The following is a 20,542-nucleotide window of genomic DNA, read 5'->3' as shown; positions in this document are numbered from 1 at the left end:
CTTGTTGAACGGAACCCTATGATGAATGATTGCAAAAATCAGTCTGTAGGCGTGTCGCGTCGCGAATTCTTGGTGGCCAGCGGGACGGCGGTCCTGGCATCCGGCGTCAAGGCCGGCTCCGCGCGGGCGCAGGCGGGGACGCCGCCGTACGTCCGGAGGAACGTCACCGACCCGATGACCGCGGCGACGCTTCAGAGCTACAAGAACGCGATTACGGCGATGTTGAACTTGCCGCCGACGGATCCGCGCAACTGGTATCGCAACGCGTTGATCCACCTGCTCGACTGCCCGCACGGCAACTGGTGGCTCCTGCCTTGGCATCGCGGGTACATCGGCTGGTTCGAGCAGACCTGCCGCGCTCTGAGCGGCGACTCGAACTTCGCCCTTCCCTATTGGGATTGGACGGCGGGGCCGTACATCCCGTCGGCCTTCACCGACAACAGCGTACTCAACCCGGCCAACCCGGCTTTCATTGATGGCTACGCGGCGTTCCAGCAGCAGTTCACCGACCCGGTGAACACCTTTTATGCGGGGCTGACATCGGGCCAGCAGAACGAGCTGAGCCTCCGCGGGATGGCCACGCCCGCCGATTTCTGGAGTAACGCGTCGGGTGCCTTGTTCCCGAGCAGCCAGGCGCGGCAGCCGAATTTCGACCCCACGGTGCTCAACTCGGTCGCCCTCTCCACGATCCTCGACGCCCTCGCCCCGGCCACGTTCCTGGACTTCGGGAGCGACAAGGCGCAGGCGCACAGCGAGATGGTGGGCTTCGGGATTCTCGAGGGCCAGCCTCACAACAACATTCACAACGCCGTTGGCGGCGACATGAGCGAGTTTCTGTCGCCGGTCGACCCGATCTTCTTCATGCACCACTCGAACATCGACCGGCTCTGGGACGTCTGGACCCGGAAGCAGCAGGCCCAGAACCTCCCGACTTTGCCGGAGGGGGCCGACCTGGCGGCCTGGCAGAATGAGCCGTTCCTCTTCTACATCAACAGCGCGGGGCAGTCGGTGCCGAACGGCAAGGCCGGTGACTACGCGACCATCGGCCCGTTCAACTACACGTATCAGCCCGGCTCCGGCGAGAACGTTGTGCAACAGGCCGCCCCGCGGCTCCTGGCGCAGAAGGAGAAGATATTCCAGACGACCTTGTCGAAGACCACGCTCGACTTCCAGCAGCCGATGACCGCGACCGGCAGCGTCCCGGCGGCATTGACCCATCCGGCGGCCGCGGTCGCGACGCCGCCGCTCTTTGCCCGGATCACCCTCCAGCCGCCCGAGAATCGCCGCGGAGTCCGGCTCCACGTCCTGGTCAACTCGCCCGAGGGCGCCAGGAATGTCGGCTTCAGCGACCCCAGCTTTGCCGGCACCATCACCTTTTTCGGCAGCCACGGGCACGGGCACATGGCCGGGCCGGTCAGCTTTGATGTCCCGCTGACCGAGGCGTTGAAGCGGCTCCGCGCGGCGGGTAGGCTCAAGGTAGGCGAGCCGTTACGGATCCAGGTTGTGCCCGACACCCAGGGCGTGACGCTGTCCACGTTCCAGGTGCCTGTGAAGTCGATCTCGATCGGCACCTTATAGAAGGCCAAGAGAGCCATGGGGACCACTAGCCGGATCGGTCGTTCGCCCTCGGTGCTTGGACTGCTCGGGATCGGGCTCCTCGCGAGCCTGCTCCCCTCGGGCGGGGAAGCGCCGGGCGGCAAGTTGACGCTCACCCTGTCGCGACAACCGACGAAGGATGAAGCGATCGTCCTCCGCTTGGCGGTAGGTGTCTTGCCCCGCAATGCGCGGGTGATCGTGCGGACCGTCGACGGCAAGATCGCCGGTACCGTCGCTCCGTTCGGTGTCCGACCGCTTCAAAAGGCCGGTGTGTATCAGATCGCGGTTCCCGCAAAGGCCGTTGTGGGCGATAAGGTCACGCTCCGCCTCGAAGTCCTGGAGAAGGGGGCAGGGGAGGCCCGCCTGCCCACCCGGGAGGAAATCGAGGACGCGAAGCTCACCTTCGTTCCGGTGACGCCTAAACCGAAGAAGTCCAAGCAATGAGGCGTCCGAAGCGATTCGGTGCCGAGTCTTGGAGGGTGGGCACGGCCCACCCTCCAAGACTAAATTGGACTTAAAGTTGCAAAGATTTCAATGGCAAGACTCAGTTCAGAGTTCCGCGCCGATGACGTGGGCGATCGCCCGGCAGGCCGCTTCGAACTTCGAGCGGTCGACGCGATCTTCGTATTCGCGAAGCTGATGAATCGGCACGACCTCGATCTGATCGGCCTGAGCCACGTACTCGCCCAGGTCGACGCAGGACGGGAGAGTGGCCTTTTTGCCCAGCGGTTGACTGATCAACGGCATCAGGATCACGTGAGCATTGGCGTCGGACGAGTCTGACATCACGAGGCCGGGCCGGGTGGCCGCTTTCGAGTTCTGCCAGAACGACTGCCAGATGCTGCCTCGCTCGGGCCGTTTGCTGCCGGGCGGTTTCCAGTCGGCCTCAAACTCTCCCGGGAAGAAATGGGCTCCGATCGCCTTGCCGACGGCCAGGTTCAGATCGAAGAAGACTTCCTCTTCGATGGTCCCCAACGGCCCATTCTCGGGCTCTTTGATGTGGGAGACGGCGAGCCGCGTCAGCTTGTCCGCGTGCGCCACGGCGCGTCGGCCGATGACTTCGTCGGGCAGAGCGAGTCGAAACGCGGAATCCGCGAGGTTCTCGGTGAATAACGGCACGACGATGACCTGCTGGTCGTTGGCTCCCTCCTCGGAGAGGACGATCGCGTAGGGGGCTTTCTCAACAGCCACGTCGTAGGGCCATTGAATTCGGTAAACTTCACCCGGTTGGATTCGCATTCGCTTGTGGTCCTCGGTAATACTCTCAGCTTGAAGCGGCGGCCCGAGGGCATTGTTCGGCACCTCATCCAACGCGATGATGGACCCCAACACCTCACCCCACCCAACGCACGCGCTCGCGCGGACCGCTTCATCTTACAGATTCAGGGGAGCGATCAGGTAGGTCGGTCTCAAACCCGCCCACCCGATCGTTTCCTCGGGTCGGTCGCAGTGGCGAAATCAGCAAATCGACGATTGAGTGCTCGCGACAGGTGTTGTAGCTTGAGTGGCAGGCTTTGGGGTGGCAAAGAGCTTGCGGTCGGGAGAGTCATCGTCGATGCCGATCTCTGTCGAATGCCCATCGTGCCAGTCAACGTTTCGGGTCCGCGACGAGCTTGCCGGGAAGCGGGGGCGGTGTCCCTCCTGCAAAGCCGTGATCACCGTGACCGCGGTTGCGTCGCCGCCGCCGGCGAGTCCGCGGGCCGACGACGATCTGGTCCCTTTGCCTGAGGAGGAAGTCCGCCGGACCGAGGCGAGGGCGACACCGCGGCCCGAGAGCAAGGTTGAGGATGAGGACGATGCGGCGGGGGGCTATGTGCTCGCGGGAGGCGCGGCGAGGAAGGCGAAGATCGTGCGGGTCCGCGACGGGGCGTTGCCAGGGGTCGGCGTGAGCGCGAAGGGGGTTCGCCAAGCGGCCGCGCCGACCGAGATTACGCGCACCCCCGCCGAGATCCTGGCGGCCTTCCGCGGCGAGATCGAACCGTTCCGGCCGTCACCCTGGTATTCGCTCTGGCTCTTGGTCGTCGCCGGCTTCATGGTCCTGCTCCCCTTGATCTATCTGACGCTGATCGGGCTCGTGATCGTTGCGCTGGCGTACCATGCGGTGAACGACGTCTCGGTTTTCACGCACGCGCAGGGCAGAGGGGCGATGAAGGTCGCCCTGGCGGTCTATTTCGTTCCGCTGGTCAGTGGCGCCGGGATTGTCGCGTTCATGCTCAAGCCGCTGTTCGCGAAGCCGGCCAAGCCGACGAAGGAGCGGGTGCTCGACCCCCAGGTCGAGCCGCTCCTCTATGCGTTTGTCGATGGCGTCTGCGAGTCCGTCGGTGCGCCTCGGCCGGAGCGGATCGAGGTGGATTGCCAGGTCAACGCGGCCGCGGGCTACTCGGGAGGGGCGTTCTCGTTCTTCGCGCGCGAGCCCGTGCTGGTGATCGGCCTCGGGATGGTCGCCGGGCTCGACCTCAAGCAATTCGCCGGGGTCATGGCCCACGAGCTGGGCCATATCTCGCAAGGGTCGGGTGCGCGATTGATGGATGTGATCTCGTCCATCAACCGCTGGTTCGCACGCGCCGTGTACGAACGCGACGGCTGGGATCAGGCCCTTGAAAACTGGTCGACCGGCGAGAACGGCTCCCTCATCCTGTTCGGGGCGGTCATCCGCCTCGCCGTCTGGCTGACCCGGCGCGTGCTCTGGGTCCTCTTGCACGCCGGGCACCTCGTCAACATGGTGTTCCTCCGCCAGCGCGAGTACGACGCCGATCGCTACGAGGCGCGCATGGTTGGCGCGAAGGTATTTACCCAGACCTGCTGGCGGATGCGCGAACTTCAACTGGCCTCGCAGTTCGCCATGGCTGACCTCCAGTCCAGTTGGCAACAGCGCCGGCTGCCGGACAACTACCCGAAACTGATCCTGACCAACGTCCCCCAGATCCCCAAAGAAATGCTGGCCGCCTACCGGCAAGCCTCGGGCCAGGCCACGACCGGCCTGTTTGACACCCACCCGTCCGACCGCGATCGGATCGCACGCGCCAAGCTCGAGGAGCCGGGCGGGGGGATCTTCAACCTCGACGGACCCGCGACCGACGTCTTTCGTAACTTCGACGCACTCGCTCGCGCCGTGACGTTTGAATATTATAAGTCATTACTGGGACATGATATCAGCAAAAATCAGCTCTATCCGGTGGCCGAGCTGGTGGAGACCCAGGCGGTCGCCCAGGAGGGTTACGTCGCGGCCGAGCGATTCTTCTTGAAGGCGATGCCGATGACTCAGCGGCTCGCATTGCCTTATGAGTATCCGCAAGCCCCGACCCACGCGAAAACCGCAAAGCAAGCGCTCGTCAAGGCCCGGGAGGACCAGCAGGCCGCGCGTGAGGAGTGCCTGAGCGCGAGCGAGCGAGACTCCGACCTGCATGCGCGGCTCATCAAGGCCGAGGCCGCCCGCATTCTCTTGAAGTCCGACATCAAGCTGGATGCCGAAGATTGGGAATTGCGGGCGCCGACGGTCAGAGCAGCGGAAGCGGCGCGCGACCGAGCGCTGGCTCAGATCCGCGATCTCGAGGGGCAATTCGAGCCCTACGCGGCCTCGGCCGCGCAACGGCTGACCCAGGCGCTGGCGATTCTCCAGGTCGATACCGTCGCCGACCGGGTGACCGACGGTCGCGACCGCCGCGAGGAAGCGCAGACGCTCTATCCCTGTGCCGCGCACCTGGGTGGAAACGTCGTGTCCCAGTTGTTTCCGGCCGTCCGCGCCAAGCAGGTTCTCGAACTGCTGCTCTCGCGGTACAACGATGGCAAGAACGAGAAGAACCAGCCGCTGATCGCGGCCGTGCTCCGCGGCGCGAGCGACCTTCGCGACACGCTCGAAGCGCTGCGGTGGAAGGTGGGCGACACGATCTATTACCCGTTCGAGCACGCGAAGGAAGATATCACGCTCGCCCGCTTCGCGCTCCCGGCCGTGTTGCCCGAGAAGAACGACGTCGGTGGATTACTCGAAACGACCGACGCGGCCATCGATCGTCTCCTCGGCCTCTACCGTCGCGCTCTGGGCCGGCTGACCGTGACCGCCGAAGAGGTCGAGCGCGTGTTGGGACTTGAACCGATCGCCGTTCCCGAGGCGGACGAAGCTTGACGGACGCGGGGATCCACGACACTCCAGCCCGAGCATCGTGGACCATTCACTCGCGGGGGAGAGGCCGTTTCCTTCCAAAAATCGCGTCACGACCGCGAACCCAATCGGACTTATCATATTGGTAAATTCTTGGATGTCTATTTCGATTTCACCGTTGCGGAGGCCGCCTTCACCTCGAAGTTCAGGGGTGAGTCGGACCCGGTCACTTCGGCGTCGAACTCGCCCTTGATCTCCACTTTCTTGGCGGCTGGCCGGGATGCGGCGGCGACCCTTGCCCCTTCGGCGGCCATGAAGGGATCGCCTTTAAACTCCTCGGGAATGCCTCCGGCGGAGCCTTCAGCAACGCCGGGGACGATGGTCACTTTGTATTTCCCAGGGGCGAGGCCGTTGCGGTTCCGATACTGGGCCAGGTAGTTTCCATCGGGTCCGGTCGTGTCGCCCCCGGCCGTGCTGGCATCATTGCCCGCTTCGGGAATGAACGAGATCATGGCATTGGCCATCGGCTTTCCGTCGAGCGTGACGGTCCCCTTGACGGGAACGAGCTTGATCGCGCTGTCAGGGTCCGAACCACAACCGATCATCCCGAGTAACACCAGCAAAGCAGTCCACCGAATCATGGTCATCGAACTGGTTCTCGCAGAAGGTTGGATCACTCGGATATCAATAATGCAAAACAGTCTCGGTGCGTTATGAAAAGCATGCATGCCCGAGCGATTAGGGTGCCGGGACGCTGTTCGTGGCAGGGGCCGGCGGGTCGCCGGGGGACACCGGTTTGGCAGGCTGATCGCCTTCGGCCGCGGCATCGGCCTCCTTGGCCGGGCTCGCGGTCGGAGTGGGGAGTACGAGTCCCGGAGCCTTGACATCGAAGGCAAAGTGCCCCCCCTTGGGATTGACCTTGGCGATGAGCTTGGAGGTGCCAAGATCGGCGTATTCGCGTGGGAGCATTTCCTTCGCTGTCAGCATGCCCGGCGGCTGAGCCAGGCTGGAGCGGGGGCCCAACCCTTGCGGTTCGCCTTCGGCCGAGAGGAGCAGGCTGATGGCCACCTTGTACTCGCCCGGCGCCAGGCCCGGGCGCCCCGAGCTCGAGAGGCTGTATTCGCCCTTCGCGTCGGTTTCGCCAATCCCGGGTGACCATTGCGGAGGGAGGAACGTCACGACGGCCCCGGCCAGCGGTTCGCCATTGAGAGTGACGACCCCGCTCACGGGGACCAGGTTCGAGAAATCAGGGCCGTCGGCAGTCCCTTCGACATCCGACTTCGAGCAGCCCGAAACAACGGCCAAGACGACCGTCCAAAGCGTTTGACGTCGCGTCATGTGGTTCAAAATCATGGAGATCAGGACTCACGGATGATCGGGCGAATGGGTTGGAGGGTGGCCCAGTGGCTTGCCATCAAGGGCGTGCCGTGACTCGTTTGCCCTTGCCCAATACAAAGAAGGGGGGGAGACGTCCGCCGGCAGGTGAGTGTGGACGGATCGCGACGCGTGCGACCAGCTCGGAGGCGATCGCACGCGTCGGTATTGAACCATCACGCTTTCATTCATTTCCAAAGGCTGAGGCTCAGTACGAGTCAGCGCTGATGATCTCACCGCCCGCGATGGTGGCCAGACCCCACCACGTATAAGTGTTGACAGAATTCTTGATAAAACGAACGCTCCCGTCGGCCAGCCCCATGTTCACGCCGCCCGCGTGCGAGCTGCTGAAGACCCAGGCGTAGGGCCGTTTCTTTTGCTCGGGGGGCGCGGTCGGGTTATTGACGCCCGACGTGCCGTTTGGGAGGAAGACGAGGGCCGTGGCCGACGTCGGTGGGTCGATGCGGCCATGGGTGGAGGTGTGACAACCCGAGCCCCAGTAGGGACCATAGCCGTAGCCGCTGGTGTCGGTCGCCGACGCGGTCCCCTTGAAATGGCCCAGGCCGTTGAGTGACTCGCCGACCAGGAACGTGTTGCTCGTCCCGTCGGTCATGCTGGCGATGGTCGTCGTCAGGTCGTTGTAGAACGCGCCTTGAGTCGCGGCGTTCGGCATCCCAGAGCCGGTGCCGGGGCAGTTATAGTCGGTGTTCTGAGCGGAGCTGACGAGGTAGTTGCTCCGCGCCGCGTTTTGGCGTGAGTAGTACGTGGCGACCGCGTCGTTGACGGGCATGGTGGCGCCGTCGGAGGGGCACACGAACGATGCGACCATCGACCCGATCACCGTCGTGTTGGCGAACGCCGAGCCGGCGGTCTTGGTGAGGGGACTGACGATTCCATTGGTCGACGCCTGGCTGAAGTTATAGGCGTTGTAGAGCGCCGTCTGTTCCATGTAGTTCAGGACCAGGGAGAAGGCGGTCGTGCTGATCGCGATTCCCGACCCGCCATTGGCGTTCGCGGTGTTGCAGGTGCTGGCGTAGATCTTGGCGGGGGGAAACCCACCATTGGAACTCTCGTAGTTCGCCATCCCCAGGCCAATCTGCTTCAGGTTGTTGATGCACTGTGAGCGTCGAGCCGCCTCTCGAGCCGCCTGGACGGCCGGCAGCAGCAAGGCGATCAAGACCGCGATGATCGCGATCACGACCAGCAATTCGATCAGGGTAAAACCTCGTCGTGAGCGCATGAAAAACAACCTCTGAAAATGGCGTGATGGAAAAATGGATGGCAGCAAACTCAGGAATGCCTTGAGACCTGGGACAGGGGCCCTCATCAGGACACCCTGACGTTCGATCGAGTGGACGAGTTCACGAGTATTTAGTGGATGCTAGTGAGTTTAAGCGAAAGCACGGGGGTTGCAATACGAAAAAAACGAACTGATCGAGATTGTCGATTCGATTGACTCGTTTCCTCAACACCATCCCAGACATCCCCAAATGGACAATTTCATGACTGAATTTAGTCCCATAATCGATCAATAAAACATCTAGATTGCAACACGTGAGCAAAACATATGAAGTCTGGATCGCAGTTGATCCGGTTTTCAAGCCAAAACAAGAGCGGGACTCGGGTCGAGACGAGGGGGCACCCGATTGGTCCCAACAGTGGCTCTCGTGGCCGGGCGGTCGAATCGTGACGTTGAGTCAGGATGATCGCCGAGAATTGCGAGTGTTTCGCAATTCCATCATCAAGCAGAGAAGGCACGTCCCGCCGTTGATGAATGCGAAATTCGTGCCAGCTGCCGGTCCTCACGGGCGAGGGACGCGAGGCCATCCCGCGAAACGACCATTAAACGTAAGAATCGGAACGGGTTAGAGAGTTCGGTGGTGAGATAGGGATTCCAGCGGATGTGTCCCGTCATGGCGGATCGGTTCTGAAGCCTCGGAGCTGTTCCAGGCAAGGGTGCCTAGGCGCTGGGCAACTCGTGCCGTCGAGGCAAAGCCTGCTGGGTGGCTTGGTGAATGCCCCGCCAAGCATCAACGGGGGCGGTCGGAACTCAAGCGGTTGGGGATCGCTATCCCTGGGGCCGCGGGCGACCGGCCGGCCATTCCATTCAAGGGTTTTATTGAATGAAATTGAACTGAACTCAATTTCAATTTCATTCAAGAGCGGGTGAGACGCCCGCGGTCCCAGGGGGAGGAGGGGAGGGGCTGATTCTTGGGATTGCCTCAAGGATCAGGTCGACACGCGTCGGTAGAACGACTTCGCCTCCTCGAGGCTGTCGAAGAGATCCCAGTAGGCGTCCATCCGCATCATTTCGATGAAGTCTTTCGTGCCGTGGTTCGCGTTCGCCAGGACAACCTCTCCGCCCTGTTGGCGGACCAGCCGCGTCAGGGTCGTCAACAACCCGATGCTGGTCGCTCCCATCTCGCGGACCCCGCGCAGGTCGAGGACGACGTGGCGATACCCTTGCTCGAGCAGTTCCTTGAGGTCGAGGCTCGCGTCGAAATGCTTGGGGTCGTTCAGTAACTGCCCGAAGTGGCTCAATATCGCCAGATCACCCTCCGTTCGGATGTTCAATGGCATATTCGACTCCTCGATGATTCCTTTACGAGTTTGAGTTTGAGTTTGAGGTCGATCCGTCTGATTCAGAACGCGTCCTGTTTGAGGTTGAACGGCAGTTTCGGAAGCGACTCGTTGGCGGATCGGCTGGGATCGGGCATCCCCTTGGGAGCGCGGGTCAGGGTGATCCGATCCACCCGCCAGACTTTGGGGCTGAGCTCGCGGAAGCCGAGTGAGAAGTCGAGGTTGGTGGTGCCGAAGTTGAGCGCCACCGACCCGACCTGGTAGCTCCCGCCCGCCACGATCCGGAACAGGGCGCTTCCGCGTCCCGACTGGCGGCCCGCATTGGCCTCGAGCTTGGTGATCCGGACGAAGTCGAACTTGGCGCGATCGAGTTGGTCCTCGATGTAGCGGCGCGTCTCCTCCCCCGAGATGTTATGCCCTTTCTGGACGAACTCGACGTCGGGAGCCAAGAGCGCGAAGACCGCCGGGGCGTCGGAGGCGGCGACGGCCCCCCGCAAGTCGTAGACCACCTGCTCGATCCGCTCGGTGTCGGTGACCCAGAGGAATTCAACCAGGACCAGAATCGCGGCCAGGGACAGGGCGACCCCCGTCCAGATCAGGAACTTGCCTTGCTGGGTCACTCTGAGTGCGACCAGGAAGAGCATCGCCAGGATTCCGAGCCCCCCAGCCAGGTAGGTGGCGTCTTCCGAGAGCAGCTCCATGGCGAATCCTCTCCCACGCGTGGGGTGGGCATGGCCCACCCTCGGTTTCACTCTTGTCAGGTTTGGGACCCAGACCTCCGAGCACCGCTCGGCTACGACGCCGCTTTCTTGGCGGGCGCGGGCTCTTCCTTCGCTTTGGGCTCGGCTTTTTTCTCGATCGCTTTTTCCTTCGCTTTTTCTGGCTCCTTGGCTTTCTCCGCCGCGGCGTCCTTGTCTTTGGCGGAGCGCACGAGCTGGATGTCTTCGTACTGGACGGGGGTCAGGTTGTAGCGCGGTTCCCAGGGCGTGGTGGCCTTGAGCTTGATCGTCCCCTCGAAGAACTTGGGGATCACCGAGGTGACCTTGGGCTCGAGCCAGAGCAGCTTATAGCCGTGGAGCGAGGAGTCGAAGAACTCGACCCGGTTCTGCTTCATGCCCCCGGCCGGCCGCTCGACGAACGGGCGAACCGCGCGGACCGGGTCGGCCGAGATCGGGTCGCGTTCGCCGGCCATGAGCAGGAGCGGGATCCTGGGGGCCAGGGAGCTCATGACCTGCCGCAGGACGAAGCCGGAACCGTCGGCCAAGGGGGAGACCAGGACCATGGCGCCCAGGTCGCTGGTCCGGCCTTCGCCGGAGACGCCTCCGCCGGGCGTGTTCGCCCAGGCCGCGACCAGGTTCGCTCCCTCGCCCACGCCCATCACCCCCAATTTGGCCAGGTTCAGCTTCCCGCGGTTGTGGCGATCGACCAGGAACTGGTAGGCGGCCTGAAGGTCGCCCACCATCAGTCGCCAGTCTTGCGGCGTCAGCGCCTTGCGCACGTTGGCCCCGTGGCCGCGGAGGTCGACGGCCAGCACCGCATACCCAAGGCTCTGCATGTGCTCGGCGAACCCCTGCTTCTTGAGCTCGGCGATCGGCTCCTCGAAGTCGCGGCTCGACCGGTCCTTCTCATGGACCATCATGATCACGGGGGCGTTGGTGCCAAGCCGTGCGGGATAGGCGGGATAATACACCAGGTTCAGCGAAGTCTCGTCATTCGCTTTGATCTTCAAGCGATAGTGGACCATCCCCGCGGCAGCCTTGTCCAGGGCGTCGGCCGCGCCGTTCTCGATCGGATCCGCGGCGTTAGGCGCGTTTCGCTTGGCCGGCTCGCGCCGCTTGTTCTTGGCCTTGTTGGTTCCCGCCTTGGCCTTGGGAACTCCGACCTGAGCCTGAGCCGTTGCGACTCCCAAGGTCGCCAGGGCCATCGCGATTGCTGTCAACCATGACACGGCCCAACTCGCCCGACGGCTTCGCATCGTTTCCTCTCCCCCTGAGCATTCGTTCCCGCCGGACCGCGGCCCGAGGGCTCCTTGCGCAACTGACGCGTCCCTGTGATTTCCATCGTACAGGTCGATTGCCAGCCATGACAAGCGTACCATGCCGATCGTGAGCCGGTTGCGGTGTGCATAGGTGCTTGCGGGGCGCGTTGCGGCACATCACCACCGAGGCCGTGCTTGCCGAATTGCAACGCAAAATGAAGGACTCCGGCGGGTCCTGGGAATCGAATCGGAACCGCGTGTCCCCAAGAAGTGGAACATGTCGCGGCCCGAGGAGGTGCTCGGCCAGGAGCCCCATCGCACGCTTCTGAAAGAGGTCTTTGATCTTTTGATCCAACGCCTGGACGTCACCATTGCCGACCTGGGCATCGACACGGCCGGCGACGCCACCGGTCTGTCGACGCGGCGGAAGCCGGAGAAAGGCGCGGTTCGGGGCATGAGGAGGGACTCCCGCGGGCCAGCGGCGGCTGCGAGAAGTCCAATGGATGACGACGGCAAGGTCAGCAAAGTGGTGGAGTGGCCGCGCTCTTGTCGAAGATCATCTGTCCGAGTCCCGTCCCGCGATCCAAGATCCGGCCCGCGTCATCGTCATCGGCCGGTAGCGTGCAATGACCTTGTGGCATGCAAGTCGCAGCCTCTTTGTTACCTCGGTTCTGAGCAAACCCAAGGGAATTCGGAGGCTGCGGCTTGCGTCTATTGCGACGGTATTGGGGTTTGAGCCAACGAGGGGCCGATGGAGCAGCGACCATGGGGTCCAACTCACCGGTCAGAACGCGTCCGCGCTAATGATCTCGCCGCCGGCTCGGGTCGCCAGGGCGCGCCAGACGTCTTTGTTGACCGTGGACTTAACGAACTTGACCGACCCATCGAGCATGGCGCAATTCACCCCGCCGGAATGGTACGAGGAAGCCCCGACGATGGTGTGGTCAGTGTTGGAGCCGGTTCCATACCAGCACGCGGGCTGGTTAGGCGGCATGATGTGCGAATAGCACCCCCCCCAGCCGCACGCACCGAGGAGCCAGTCTTTGCCCTTCTGGGTGAAGACTGAGCCGTTCGGATTTGCCGCGTACGCCTGGAGGCATGCCTGCCGGTACTGGTCGGGGGTCGTTCCGCCTGCCTCGGCGATTCCGGCGTTGTAGACCTGCCAGAGGCCGGGGCTGTTGATGCCGATCTTCCCCATGATCCACTCACTGAAGATCATGGTGTTCGAGGTGCCGTCGGTGATCGTGGCGAGTGTGATCGTCGGCCCGTCGCTGCTCTGGCCCATCTTGTCCGCGGGGCCGTCGATGGCCGCGCCGTTCTGGCGAATGACCCCGATGTTGTTGGGGTACGTCGTCATCCCGTCGGTGTTCGTCGGGTTGTTGGGGTCCGACGGGCAGACCATGACGTTCAACCGGGTGTTGCGGACCGTGGCGTTCTCGTTGCTCCCGGTGGAGTAGCTCATGTTCAAGGCGTTGTACAGCGGCGCTTGTTCAAGGAAGGGGAGCACGCGAGCCTTCATCGAGAAGTCGTTGGTCGGTCCAACGCCGGCGGGCGGGCCATTGTTGCTGTTCGGGGGAATGCAGCCGTTGCCGTCGTTGTAGTTCTGGATCGCCAGGCCGAACTGCTTCAGGTTGTTGATACACTGGGACCGGCGGGCCGCCTCGCGCGCCGCCTGGACGGCCGGAAGCAGCAGGGCGATCAGCACCGCGATGATCGCGATCACCACCAGAAGCTCGATGAGGGTGAAACCACGACGCCTCATGACACGGGTCTCCTTTGAAATGAGACATAAAGATGAGGGTCGCGCTGGACGCGGGGGCACTTTGCGGCACCAGGGGGGCCTGCGCTGCGACCAACAATCAAAATCGGTCCTTGGAACGGATGATTTGGTGGGCTGCCGAGCGGGGCGATAACCCTCGCGGGTCACCTCGCGGGCGGGGCGAAGAGGGCTTTCCCGTCCGCCTGGATGGTGACATCGTGGTCGACGACATTGATCGTCACAGACGTTGTGCCTGCAGGGAGCTTCTTCTGCTGGTTGTCGAGCGTCACCTGAGTCTTGGCAATCTCGAGTTGGTGGCCGTCGAACCCCGCGACGACCCGATCCGTCACGGCCCAGGTCAGCTCAGGGTCCTTCTCCGACTGGATCTTTAGCTCGCATTTCAAGCCATTCAGGTCGGCCTCACGCGATTGTGATCCGGTCGGCCCAGGGGCGCCGGAGGGCGTACACCCGGCGAGGAGAAGAACGCTCAGACGCGCCCAGCTTACGAAACCGCCTCGAGGGAGGTTCGAGAGCAAGCGACTCTCATCCTTTCTCAAATTGTCTGGTCGAGGGTTTTGGAGGAGATGTCATGATAACGGTTCGTTGCATCGCTTAACAAATTCGTTCATTTAACAAAAGATCAGAAAGTCCTAATTGTTTGAGGTGGCTCCCAGTCGGAGGGGGTTGAAAATGAGGGGCATAACGCCAAAAAGCGAAGGGCGAGCGGGGAGCTGATGCTCTCCGCTCGCCCTTCTCTGGTTTTCGGGGGAAAAGGGGACTCCGGTCCCCCTTGGTAGGGGCAACCGCACTCAGGGCATGAACTCGATATCAATGGGGTTCTCGCCCGACTTGACTTCGATGGTCTTCTCTTCGTATTCCAAGCCGTAAGTCGCCTTGGTTCGCGATTTCGGCGTGATGGTCACGACGTTCTGGCCGACCAGTGTTTTGATGGTGAAGGTGCCGTCCTTCTCGATCGTGGCGTCGCGGGCACCGACGACTCGCTTGGCGTTCGACGCGTTGAAGTGGAGGGTCCCGCCGTCCAGCGTCTTCCCATGGAACTTCGCAGTCCCTTTCACCTGAGCCTCGTCGAGAGTGGTCTCGCCCGGTGTTTCCCGCGAGCCACAGCCCGCGAGTGTTGTCATCAACACGGCGGCTACCGCCACACCGTCGAGAAATCTCCGTCGCCTCATCTTCAACAACTCCTCGCACGTCCCTGCCATTGTACCGAGCACTCAACGTTCGTTTTGTTCGATTCGGTGGTCAGAACGCGTCGGACGAGATCACCTCGCCGCCGGCCTTGGTGCCCAGAGCCCACCAGACTTGGAGGTTGACCGTCTGCTTGATGAACTGAACGTGGCCGTCGCCGAAGCAGACGTTCACGCCGCCGGAGTGTCGGCTGCCCGCCGTCCAGGCGCCGCTGAGCAGGTGGCCGCCGGTCCCGTTGGTGCATGACCAGGTATTGGGCGCCATGACGTGGTTATACGTAGTCCCGTAAGGCATGATCGCGAGCCACCAGTAGCCTCCGACCGGGCCCGCCGGTCCCCAAGGGGGCGTCGACCCACCCGCGGCCTGTCCGGCGAGCATCTTGATCGGGTTGCCCGTCGTATAGCAGAGGTTTTGATACAAGGCGGGGCCGTTCGCCAACGAGGGGTCGAGCAGGGCCTTGTTATTGGAGTCGACCGCGTTGTTGCCGGGGTAGGTTGAGGTCTGGACCGCCGTGGAGGTGGCGCTCGGGATCAGGGTGTCGAGCTGCGAGTTGTTCGAGGTGCCGATCCCCTTGACCCGTTCGCTGAACGCCGAGGTGTTGCTCAGGCCGTCGGTGACGTCGGCCACCCGCACGATGGGCTCATCCGGTCCGTAGCCGGGGCCGATGTTGGTCCAGCCGACGTGGCCGAAGAGGCCGTCGGGCGACGCGAGCCCAAAGCCGGCGGCCGTGGCGCCGAAGCTCGCGGCATAGTTGACCGTGCCGAAGCCCGTGGTCAGCCGGTTGAGGTCGCTCGGGCAGTTCAGGACGCTGAGCGTCATGTACTGGACCGTCGCGTTCTCGGTGCTCGGCTTCGAGGCCGCGTGGCCGGTGTCCGCGAAATTAATGCTGTTGTAAACCGGAGATTGTTCGAAATTCGCCAGGAGCAAAGGAAAGGCGCCCCAGTCGTTGTTGTTGTATCCGCCGTGGCCCCAGGGGAACGAGGTGGTGGTCGATTCGTAGTTGTGCATCGCAATCCCAAGCTGCTTGAGATTGTTAATGCACTGCATGCGGCGGGCCGCTTCACGCGCGGCCTGGACCGCGGGCAACAAGAGCGCGATCAGCACGGCGATGATCGCGATGACCACCAGCAATTCGATGAGCGTGAAGCCACCCCGGCTCCTCGTTTCAATCCGAGCACGCATGTGCAGACTCCCTTTGACCCGGAGACTTGATCAGACGATTGAATCTAATGAATTGAAAACTGACCGAAGCCACTTCGTCGTCGAAGCACCACGTCACGAACCCCATCGACCCATCTCGAATGAGACCGGGCCGGACTGTTGAAGTGGGCGTCAATCGACGACGAGCCGTAACGAGAAAATCCAAAAAATCTTTAACTGCGATGGGGGTGGATCAGCTTAGATGGACGGGGTGTCTGAAGTCAATCATAATCAGCGCCCTGAAGGCTGTTTTGTCGAAACGCAATCGAACCATGTTGTGGCGTCCGACGAGGCGTCAAGATCCCAAGGAATTCGTCGACTATGATGCGATCCGGAGCACTGGCACCGATTCGGAACGGGCTTCTCTTCGGGGTGGCCCTCTTCGCCGTCCTGTCATCGGCAGGGAGCGCGGACGGTGGGGACCCGCCCGGAACGGCAATGATCGAACTGGGGCACGCGACGGTCGTCATTCCCGCCCAGTTGCCCGATCGTGAGCGCAAGGCCGTCACGATGCTGGTCGAGGAAGTGGGCCGGCGCACCCGCTTGAACTGGGTCGTAACCACGGATTGGCCGGAGGCTCCGGGCCCGGTGGTCGTGGTGACGCCCGCCCGCGCGTTGGCGACCTTCTCGGGAAAGCCAGGGGGCGACCGCGGTCCCGAACCCCCCGCGCGGTCCGAGGGTTATCGCGTCTGGGTGGCCGAGTCGACCCCGGTCGTCTGGGTTGAGGGCCATGATGCCCGCGGGGTCCTCTTTGGCGTCGGCCGGTTGCTCCGCGAACTCCGGATGAGCCGTGGCCGGGTCGACTTGCCGGCTTCGTTCCGCGTTTCGTCGTCGCCCCGCGACTTGATTCGCGGGCACCAACTCGGCTACCGGCCCAAGACCAACTCGTACGACGGCTGGGACCTCGACCAGTGGGAGCGCTACATTCGCGACCTGGCCGTGTTCGGAACGAATGCGATCGAACTGCTGCCGCCCGAGACCGATGACGCGGCGGACAGCCCGCATTTCCCCCGACCGCCGCTGGAGATGATGGTCGGGATGTCCAAGCTTGTCGACGACTACGGCCTCGACGTCTGGGTCTGGTATCCGGTCCCCGACAACCTCGACGCCCAGCCCGAAGCGGCGCGGATCTCGCTCGAACGTTGGGCCGAGGTGCTCGGCAAGCTGCCCCGGGTCGACGCGGTCTTCGTACCCGGCGGCGACCCCGGGCATTCGCGCCCAAGTGCGCTCATGCCCCACCTCGAAAAGGCGGCCGCCGTGCTCCGAAAGGCGCACCCGAACGCCCAGATGTGGGTCTCGACGCAAGGGTTCGACCGGGCCTGGACCGAGGAGTTCTACGCCATCGTCGGCCGAGAGCCAGCCTGGCTCTCGGGCGTCGTCTACGGACCGCATACCCGGGATTCCCTGGCCGAAGTTCGCGCGGGGGTCCCTCGACGCTACCCGGTCCGCCTCTACCCCGACATCACCCACACGATGAAATGCCAGTTCCCCGTCCCCGACTGGGACCTTGCCTACTTCGTGACCGAGGGCCGCGAGCCGATCAACCCCCGGCCGCGGGCGAACGCAGAGATCTTCAAGGCCCTCAAAGATCACGTCGGCTTCGTGACCTATTCGGAAGGGTGTAATGATGACGTGAATAAATTTGTCTGGAGTGCTCTCGGTTTCGATCCCGAGACGCCGGTCGTGGAGATCTTGCGCCAATACAGCCGCTACTTCATCGGCCCGAAAACGACCGAGGGCTTCGCGCAGGGGCTTCTTGCCCTGGAGCAGAATTGGGTCGGCCCACTCAGCGGCAACGACTCGGTCGAGACGACCCTTCAGCAATTTCAGGATCTGGAGCGGCAGGCTTCTCCCGACGACCTTCGGAACTGGCGGTTTCAGCAGGCCCTCTACCGCGCCTATTACGATGCGCTCGTCCGAGACCGACTCGTGTTCGAGACCGGCCTGGAAAACCAGGCGATGGCCGACTTGAGGCGGGCCCGGGCCGTCGGCTCGATCGACGCCCTCAACGCGGCCCGCGCGACGCTCGACCGCGCGAAAACGACGAGGCTCTCAGCCGACCGCCGGGGGCGGGTCTTCGAGCTGGGGGAAGCCCTCTTTCAGAGCATCCGCATGCAATTGAGCGTCCCCCGGTACCAGGCGATCGGCGAGGAGCGCGGCGCAAACCTCGACTCCATCGATGCGCCTCTCAACAACCGGGTCTGGCTCGAAGCGGAGTTCGACCGCCTTCGAGCGTTGCCGGACGAGGCCGCGCGCCAACAAGGGATCGAGCAGCTCATCCAACGGACCAACCCCGGCCCGGGCGGGTTCTACGACGCCCCCGGCGACCCCACGCGTCGGCCGCACGTCGAGCCTGGCCCGTCGGTTGCGTTGGACCCGATGCTCCGGGTCGCCCGCCAGGGATTTCAGCCCCGGCCGGACTGGCCGCTCACCTGGTATCGCCACGCCGAAAGCCTGTACGATGTCCCGCTCCGGATGAATTATGACGACCTCGACCCCCGCGCCCACTATTCCGTCCGGGTCGTCTATGCCGGCGATCGCGGCCCCACTCCGCTCGAGCTCAAGGCCGACGGCCTCGTCGTCCACGCTCCGATCCCCAAGTCCGACCCGGTCCGCCCTCTCGAATTCGCGATCCCTCCACAGGCCACCGCCGACGGTCGGCTCACGCTCACCTGGACGCGCGATCCCGGCCGGGGTGGCAACGGTCGGGGGTGCCAGGTCACCGAGGTCTGGTTGATCCGCAAGGGAGACTGAGAATCAGCCGCCTTGAATCGGGAAGCGACAGAATTCCGGGTTCCACGGGTTCCGACGAGTTCGGGATCCGTGGAACCAAAAAATGATGAAGACATAAGAGAGATTGCAAGAAATCCGGGCCGTCTGTCTACCCCTGAGGCCGAAATTCGCGGGAGAAACTCGTTCCCACGCTCGGCGTGGGAATGCCGTTTTGGCCGCTCTGCGGCCCCACCCGCCGGGGAAGACGACGCGGAGCGTCGCGGACGGCATTCCCACGCAGAGCGCTATGCCTTACCCACAAGTCGTAAGTTGTTAGCAATCCGGAGGTTACGGAAGGGGGCTGTGGCCCGAGCTGGATGCCACAACTGGAGGACTCTCAGGCACTTGCGCCGATCACCCTCGCTGGACACCGGGCCAGACCCCCACTTGTGGGTAAGGCATAGCGCAGAGCGTGGGAACGAGATCCCGGTATCCTTGCGACACTCTCAAGATTGATCGAAATATAAATGTGTGTGGATAATGAGGTGGAGGCTCTCTTTCTGGTTCCGGCTCATTCTGGCTTCGTCTTCACCGATGCGACCTGGGTTGGCTTCTCAATGATAACTGGCGTGCCCTCGGAGATCGATCGCTTGTCGAGAATGACTTGGTCGCCGGGTTCGAGACCGGAGAGGATCTCGACTCGGATCCCGTTATCGACGCCCACTCTGATCGCGACCTCATGCGCTCGGCCCTCCTTGGCCACGAAAACCGACGATTGGTCGTGATCGGCCTTTCCCGACAGGCAGCCGGTGGGAATCGTCATGTTGGCGCTGTCATTATGGAGCGTGATGGTGGCGAGGCCATACATCCCTTCACGCAACAGGCCGTTGGGATTCTCAAGGTCGATCTCGGTCCGCATCGTCCGGGTCTCGGGATCCTCGGAGTTCGAGAACCGCGAGACTGTTCCCGCAAATCGATGGCCGGGTAGGGCGTCCAGCGTGACGACGGCCTGGTCTCCCAGATCGGTCAGCGGTACGTCTCGGTCCGGGACGTAGGTGACGACGCGCATCTTGTCCGTGCGGGCGACGGTGAGCAGAGGGCGCTCGTTCCCCTCGGCCGCCGAGCGGATGAAGTCACCTTCGAAGAAGTTTCGCAGGGTGATGACCCCGTCATACGGAGACCGAATCGTGGTGTAATCCACCATGACCCTGTCTTTGGCCAGAATCTCGTCGATCACTTCCACGTTGGCCTTGGTTTCGTCGAGGTCGGCCCTGGCTTGATTGACCTTCGCCACGGCGGAAGACAGCAAGGCTTTCGACGAGTCGAGTTCGGCCTCGGCGGCGCGCTCCTCAGCCACTGAGGTTTCAAAATGATCTTCATATTCATCGACGATCTGGTCGGGCACGGCCTGGCGGGCTCGCAGGTCGCGGTAGCGGGCTAGCTCCTTCTCGCGATAATTCCGTTTGGAGAGGGCGCTGCCGATACTGGCCTTTGCCTTGGCGACCGCGGCTTCCGTGGCTTTCACATCGGCCAGGGTGGTCTCGACGCGCGCCTCGGATTGCGCGACCTGGGTTCGGGCCTGCTTCAGGGCCGCGACGGCGCGGTCGGCTTCCTTGACCGCTTCCGGATTATCGATTCGGGCGAGGATCTCGCCCTGCTTGACGTGGCTGCCGATATCGACCCCCTGCCACTTCAGATAGCCTGAAACCTTGGCGTACAGCTGAGCTTGCTGGAATGGGTGCACCGAGCCAATCTGGGTGGAAGTTCGGGTCAGGCCGCCCCGTTCCGGCTGGACGACCTGGACACGCACCGAGTCGGCACCTACGGAATCGATCGCGGGGTGATTGCTCGACGGAGTGGAGGAGGCGCTTGCCTTGCGCTCCCGCGACACCAGCATCGTCCCCCCGATGGCGATGGGGACGATGGCGAGGGCCAAGAGGAGGAGTTTCTTGCCTGGACTCCAAGCACGTCGATGGGGTTCCCCGAGCGACTTCGACGTCTTCGATGGCTGCGTGGACATATTCAATCAACTCCGCAT

16 protein-coding genes are annotated in these 20,542 nt (G+C 63.1%); 4 read left to right on the top strand and 12 right to left on the bottom strand.

Going from position 1 to position 20,542, the window contains the following annotated elements:
- Window positions 1-51 precede the first annotated feature (51 nt).
- A complete protein-coding gene (locus tag BUS42_RS19960) occupies window positions 52-1,578 on the top strand; it encodes a tyrosinase family protein (RefSeq protein ID WP_216821053.1) in 1,527 nt (508 codons plus the stop codon).
- A gap of 15 nt (window positions 1,579-1,593) precedes the next feature.
- Window positions 1,594-2,040, top strand: coding sequence for a hypothetical protein (locus BUS42_RS19955; protein WP_083670352.1), 447 nt, complete (start codon window positions 1,594-1,596; stop codon window positions 2,038-2,040).
- 105 nt (window positions 2,041-2,145) lie between these two features.
- Here the strand turns inward: BUS42_RS19955 and BUS42_RS19950 are convergent, their stop codons facing one another.
- Window positions 2,146-2,835 carry a type II toxin-antitoxin system PemK/MazF family toxin gene (locus tag BUS42_RS19950; RefSeq protein WP_074311267.1) on the bottom strand — a complete coding sequence of 230 codons (690 nt, stop codon included), beginning with the start codon at window positions 2,833-2,835 and terminating at the stop codon, window positions 2,146-2,148.
- A gap of 316 nt (window positions 2,836-3,151) precedes the next feature.
- Between BUS42_RS19950 and BUS42_RS19945 the strand changes: the two genes are divergently transcribed.
- A complete protein-coding gene (locus BUS42_RS19945) occupies window positions 3,152-5,719 on the top strand; it encodes a M48 family metalloprotease (protein WP_074309088.1) in 2,568 nt (855 codons plus the stop codon).
- Between the two features lie 137 nt (window positions 5,720-5,856).
- On the opposite strand, the gene BUS42_RS19940 is transcribed toward BUS42_RS19945, so the two are convergent.
- The 10 genes from BUS42_RS19940 to BUS42_RS19895 form a co-directional block, all read right to left on the bottom strand.
- Window positions 5,857-6,342: a carboxypeptidase-like regulatory domain-containing protein gene (locus BUS42_RS19940; RefSeq protein WP_074309086.1), complete on the bottom strand. Its 486-nt coding sequence runs from the start codon at window positions 6,340-6,342 to the stop codon at window positions 5,857-5,859.
- Between the two features lie 91 nt (window positions 6,343-6,433).
- The gene (locus tag BUS42_RS19935) at window positions 6,434-7,033 is read right to left on the bottom strand and encodes a carboxypeptidase-like regulatory domain-containing protein (RefSeq protein ID WP_254053624.1); all 600 of its coding nucleotides are present in this window, start codon (window positions 7,031-7,033) and stop codon (window positions 6,434-6,436) included.
- A gap of 244 nt (window positions 7,034-7,277) precedes the next feature.
- Window positions 7,278-8,309, bottom strand: a complete 1,032-nt coding sequence (locus BUS42_RS19930; RefSeq protein ID WP_074309082.1) for a DUF1559 domain-containing protein — start codon at window positions 8,307-8,309, stop codon at window positions 7,278-7,280.
- A gap of 989 nt (window positions 8,310-9,298) precedes the next feature.
- Window positions 9,299-9,649 carry an STAS domain-containing protein gene (locus BUS42_RS19925; RefSeq protein WP_074309080.1) on the bottom strand — a complete coding sequence of 117 codons (351 nt, stop codon included), beginning with the start codon at window positions 9,647-9,649 and terminating at the stop codon, window positions 9,299-9,301.
- 62 nt (window positions 9,650-9,711) lie between these two features.
- Window positions 9,712-10,350, bottom strand: a complete 639-nt coding sequence (locus BUS42_RS19920) for a nuclear transport factor 2 family protein (protein WP_074309078.1) — start codon at window positions 10,348-10,350, stop codon at window positions 9,712-9,714.
- Window positions 10,351-10,442: 92 nt separating this feature from the next.
- Entirely contained in the window at window positions 10,443-11,624 is a 1,182-nt protein-coding gene (locus BUS42_RS19915) for an alpha/beta hydrolase (protein ID WP_074309076.1), read from the bottom strand.
- A gap of 787 nt (window positions 11,625-12,411) precedes the next feature.
- Entirely contained in the window at window positions 12,412-13,389 is a 978-nt protein-coding gene (locus tag BUS42_RS19910) for a DUF1559 domain-containing protein (protein ID WP_074309074.1), read from the bottom strand.
- Window positions 13,390-13,550: 161 nt separating this feature from the next.
- Window positions 13,551-13,922, bottom strand: a complete 372-nt coding sequence (locus BUS42_RS19905) for a hypothetical protein (RefSeq protein ID WP_074309072.1) — start codon at window positions 13,920-13,922, stop codon at window positions 13,551-13,553.
- Window positions 13,923-14,195: 273 nt separating this feature from the next.
- On the bottom strand, window positions 14,196-14,576 hold the full coding sequence (locus BUS42_RS19900) for a hypothetical protein (RefSeq protein WP_074311265.1): 381 nt from the start codon (window positions 14,574-14,576) through the stop codon (window positions 14,196-14,198).
- Window positions 14,577-14,646: 70 nt separating this feature from the next.
- Entirely contained in the window at window positions 14,647-15,774 is a 1,128-nt protein-coding gene (locus tag BUS42_RS19895; RefSeq protein ID WP_074309069.1) for a DUF1559 domain-containing protein, read from the bottom strand.
- A 339-nt stretch (window positions 15,775-16,113) separates the two neighbouring features.
- Here BUS42_RS19895 and BUS42_RS19890 point away from each other — a divergent pair, with 339 nt between their 5' ends.
- Window positions 16,114-18,546, top strand: a complete 2,433-nt coding sequence (locus BUS42_RS19890) for a hypothetical protein (protein ID WP_074309066.1) — start codon at window positions 16,114-16,116, stop codon at window positions 18,544-18,546.
- Window positions 18,547-19,075: 529 nt separating this feature from the next.
- Here the strand turns inward: BUS42_RS19890 and BUS42_RS19885 are convergent.
- Window positions 19,076-20,524 (bottom strand): efflux RND transporter periplasmic adaptor subunit, encoded by a 1,449-nt coding sequence (locus BUS42_RS19885; protein ID WP_074309065.1) that lies wholly within the window; start codon window positions 20,522-20,524, stop codon window positions 19,076-19,078.
- Between the last annotated feature and the right edge of the window lie 18 nt (window positions 20,525-20,542).

Source organism: Singulisphaera sp. GP187, assembly GCF_900129635.1.
In the GTDB taxonomy this organism is placed as follows: Bacteria; Planctomycetota; Planctomycetia; order Isosphaerales; family Isosphaeraceae; genus Singulisphaera.
Note: the sequence above shows the minus strand (reverse complement) of the source record. Positions and strands in the feature narration are given on the sequence as shown.

What these genes read in the sequence shown, in the direction of transcription:
- BUS42_RS19955 (WP_083670352.1), top strand. Translation starts at nt 1,594, where the DNA reads ATGGGGACCACTAGCCGGATCGGTCGTTCGCCCTCGGTGCTTGGACTG.
- BUS42_RS19950 (WP_074311267.1), bottom strand. Translation starts at nt 2,835, where the DNA reads ATGCGAATCCAACCGGGTGAAGTTTACCGAATTCAATGGCCCTACGAC.
- BUS42_RS19945 (WP_074309088.1), top strand. Translation starts at nt 3,152, where the DNA reads ATGCCGATCTCTGTCGAATGCCCATCGTGCCAGTCAACGTTTCGGGTC.
- BUS42_RS19940 (WP_074309086.1), bottom strand. Translation starts at nt 6,342, where the DNA reads ATGACCATGATTCGGTGGACTGCTTTGCTGGTGTTACTCGGGATGATC.
- BUS42_RS19935 (WP_254053624.1), bottom strand. Translation starts at nt 7,033, where the DNA reads ATGACGCGACGTCAAACGCTTTGGACGGTCGTCTTGGCCGTTGTTTCG.
- BUS42_RS19930 (WP_074309082.1), bottom strand. Translation starts at nt 8,309, where the DNA reads ATGCGCTCACGACGAGGTTTTACCCTGATCGAATTGCTGGTCGTGATC.
- BUS42_RS19925 (WP_074309080.1), bottom strand. Translation starts at nt 9,649, where the DNA reads ATGCCATTGAACATCCGAACGGAGGGTGATCTGGCGATATTGAGCCAC.
- BUS42_RS19920 (WP_074309078.1), bottom strand. Translation starts at nt 10,350, where the DNA reads ATGGAGCTGCTCTCGGAAGACGCCACCTACCTGGCTGGGGGGCTCGGA.
- BUS42_RS19915 (WP_074309076.1), bottom strand. Translation starts at nt 11,624, where the DNA reads ATGCGAAGCCGTCGGGCGAGTTGGGCCGTGTCATGGTTGACAGCAATC.
- BUS42_RS19910 (WP_074309074.1), bottom strand. Translation starts at nt 13,389, where the DNA reads ATGAGGCGTCGTGGTTTCACCCTCATCGAGCTTCTGGTGGTGATCGCG.
- BUS42_RS19900 (WP_074311265.1), bottom strand. Translation starts at nt 14,576, where the DNA reads ATGAGGCGACGGAGATTTCTCGACGGTGTGGCGGTAGCCGCCGTGTTG.
- BUS42_RS19895 (WP_074309069.1), bottom strand. Translation starts at nt 15,774, where the DNA reads ATGCGTGCTCGGATTGAAACGAGGAGCCGGGGTGGCTTCACGCTCATC.
- BUS42_RS19890 (WP_074309066.1), top strand. Translation starts at nt 16,114, where the DNA reads ATGATGCGATCCGGAGCACTGGCACCGATTCGGAACGGGCTTCTCTTC.
- BUS42_RS19885 (WP_074309065.1), bottom strand. Translation starts at nt 20,524, where the DNA reads ATGTCCACGCAGCCATCGAAGACGTCGAAGTCGCTCGGGGAACCCCAT.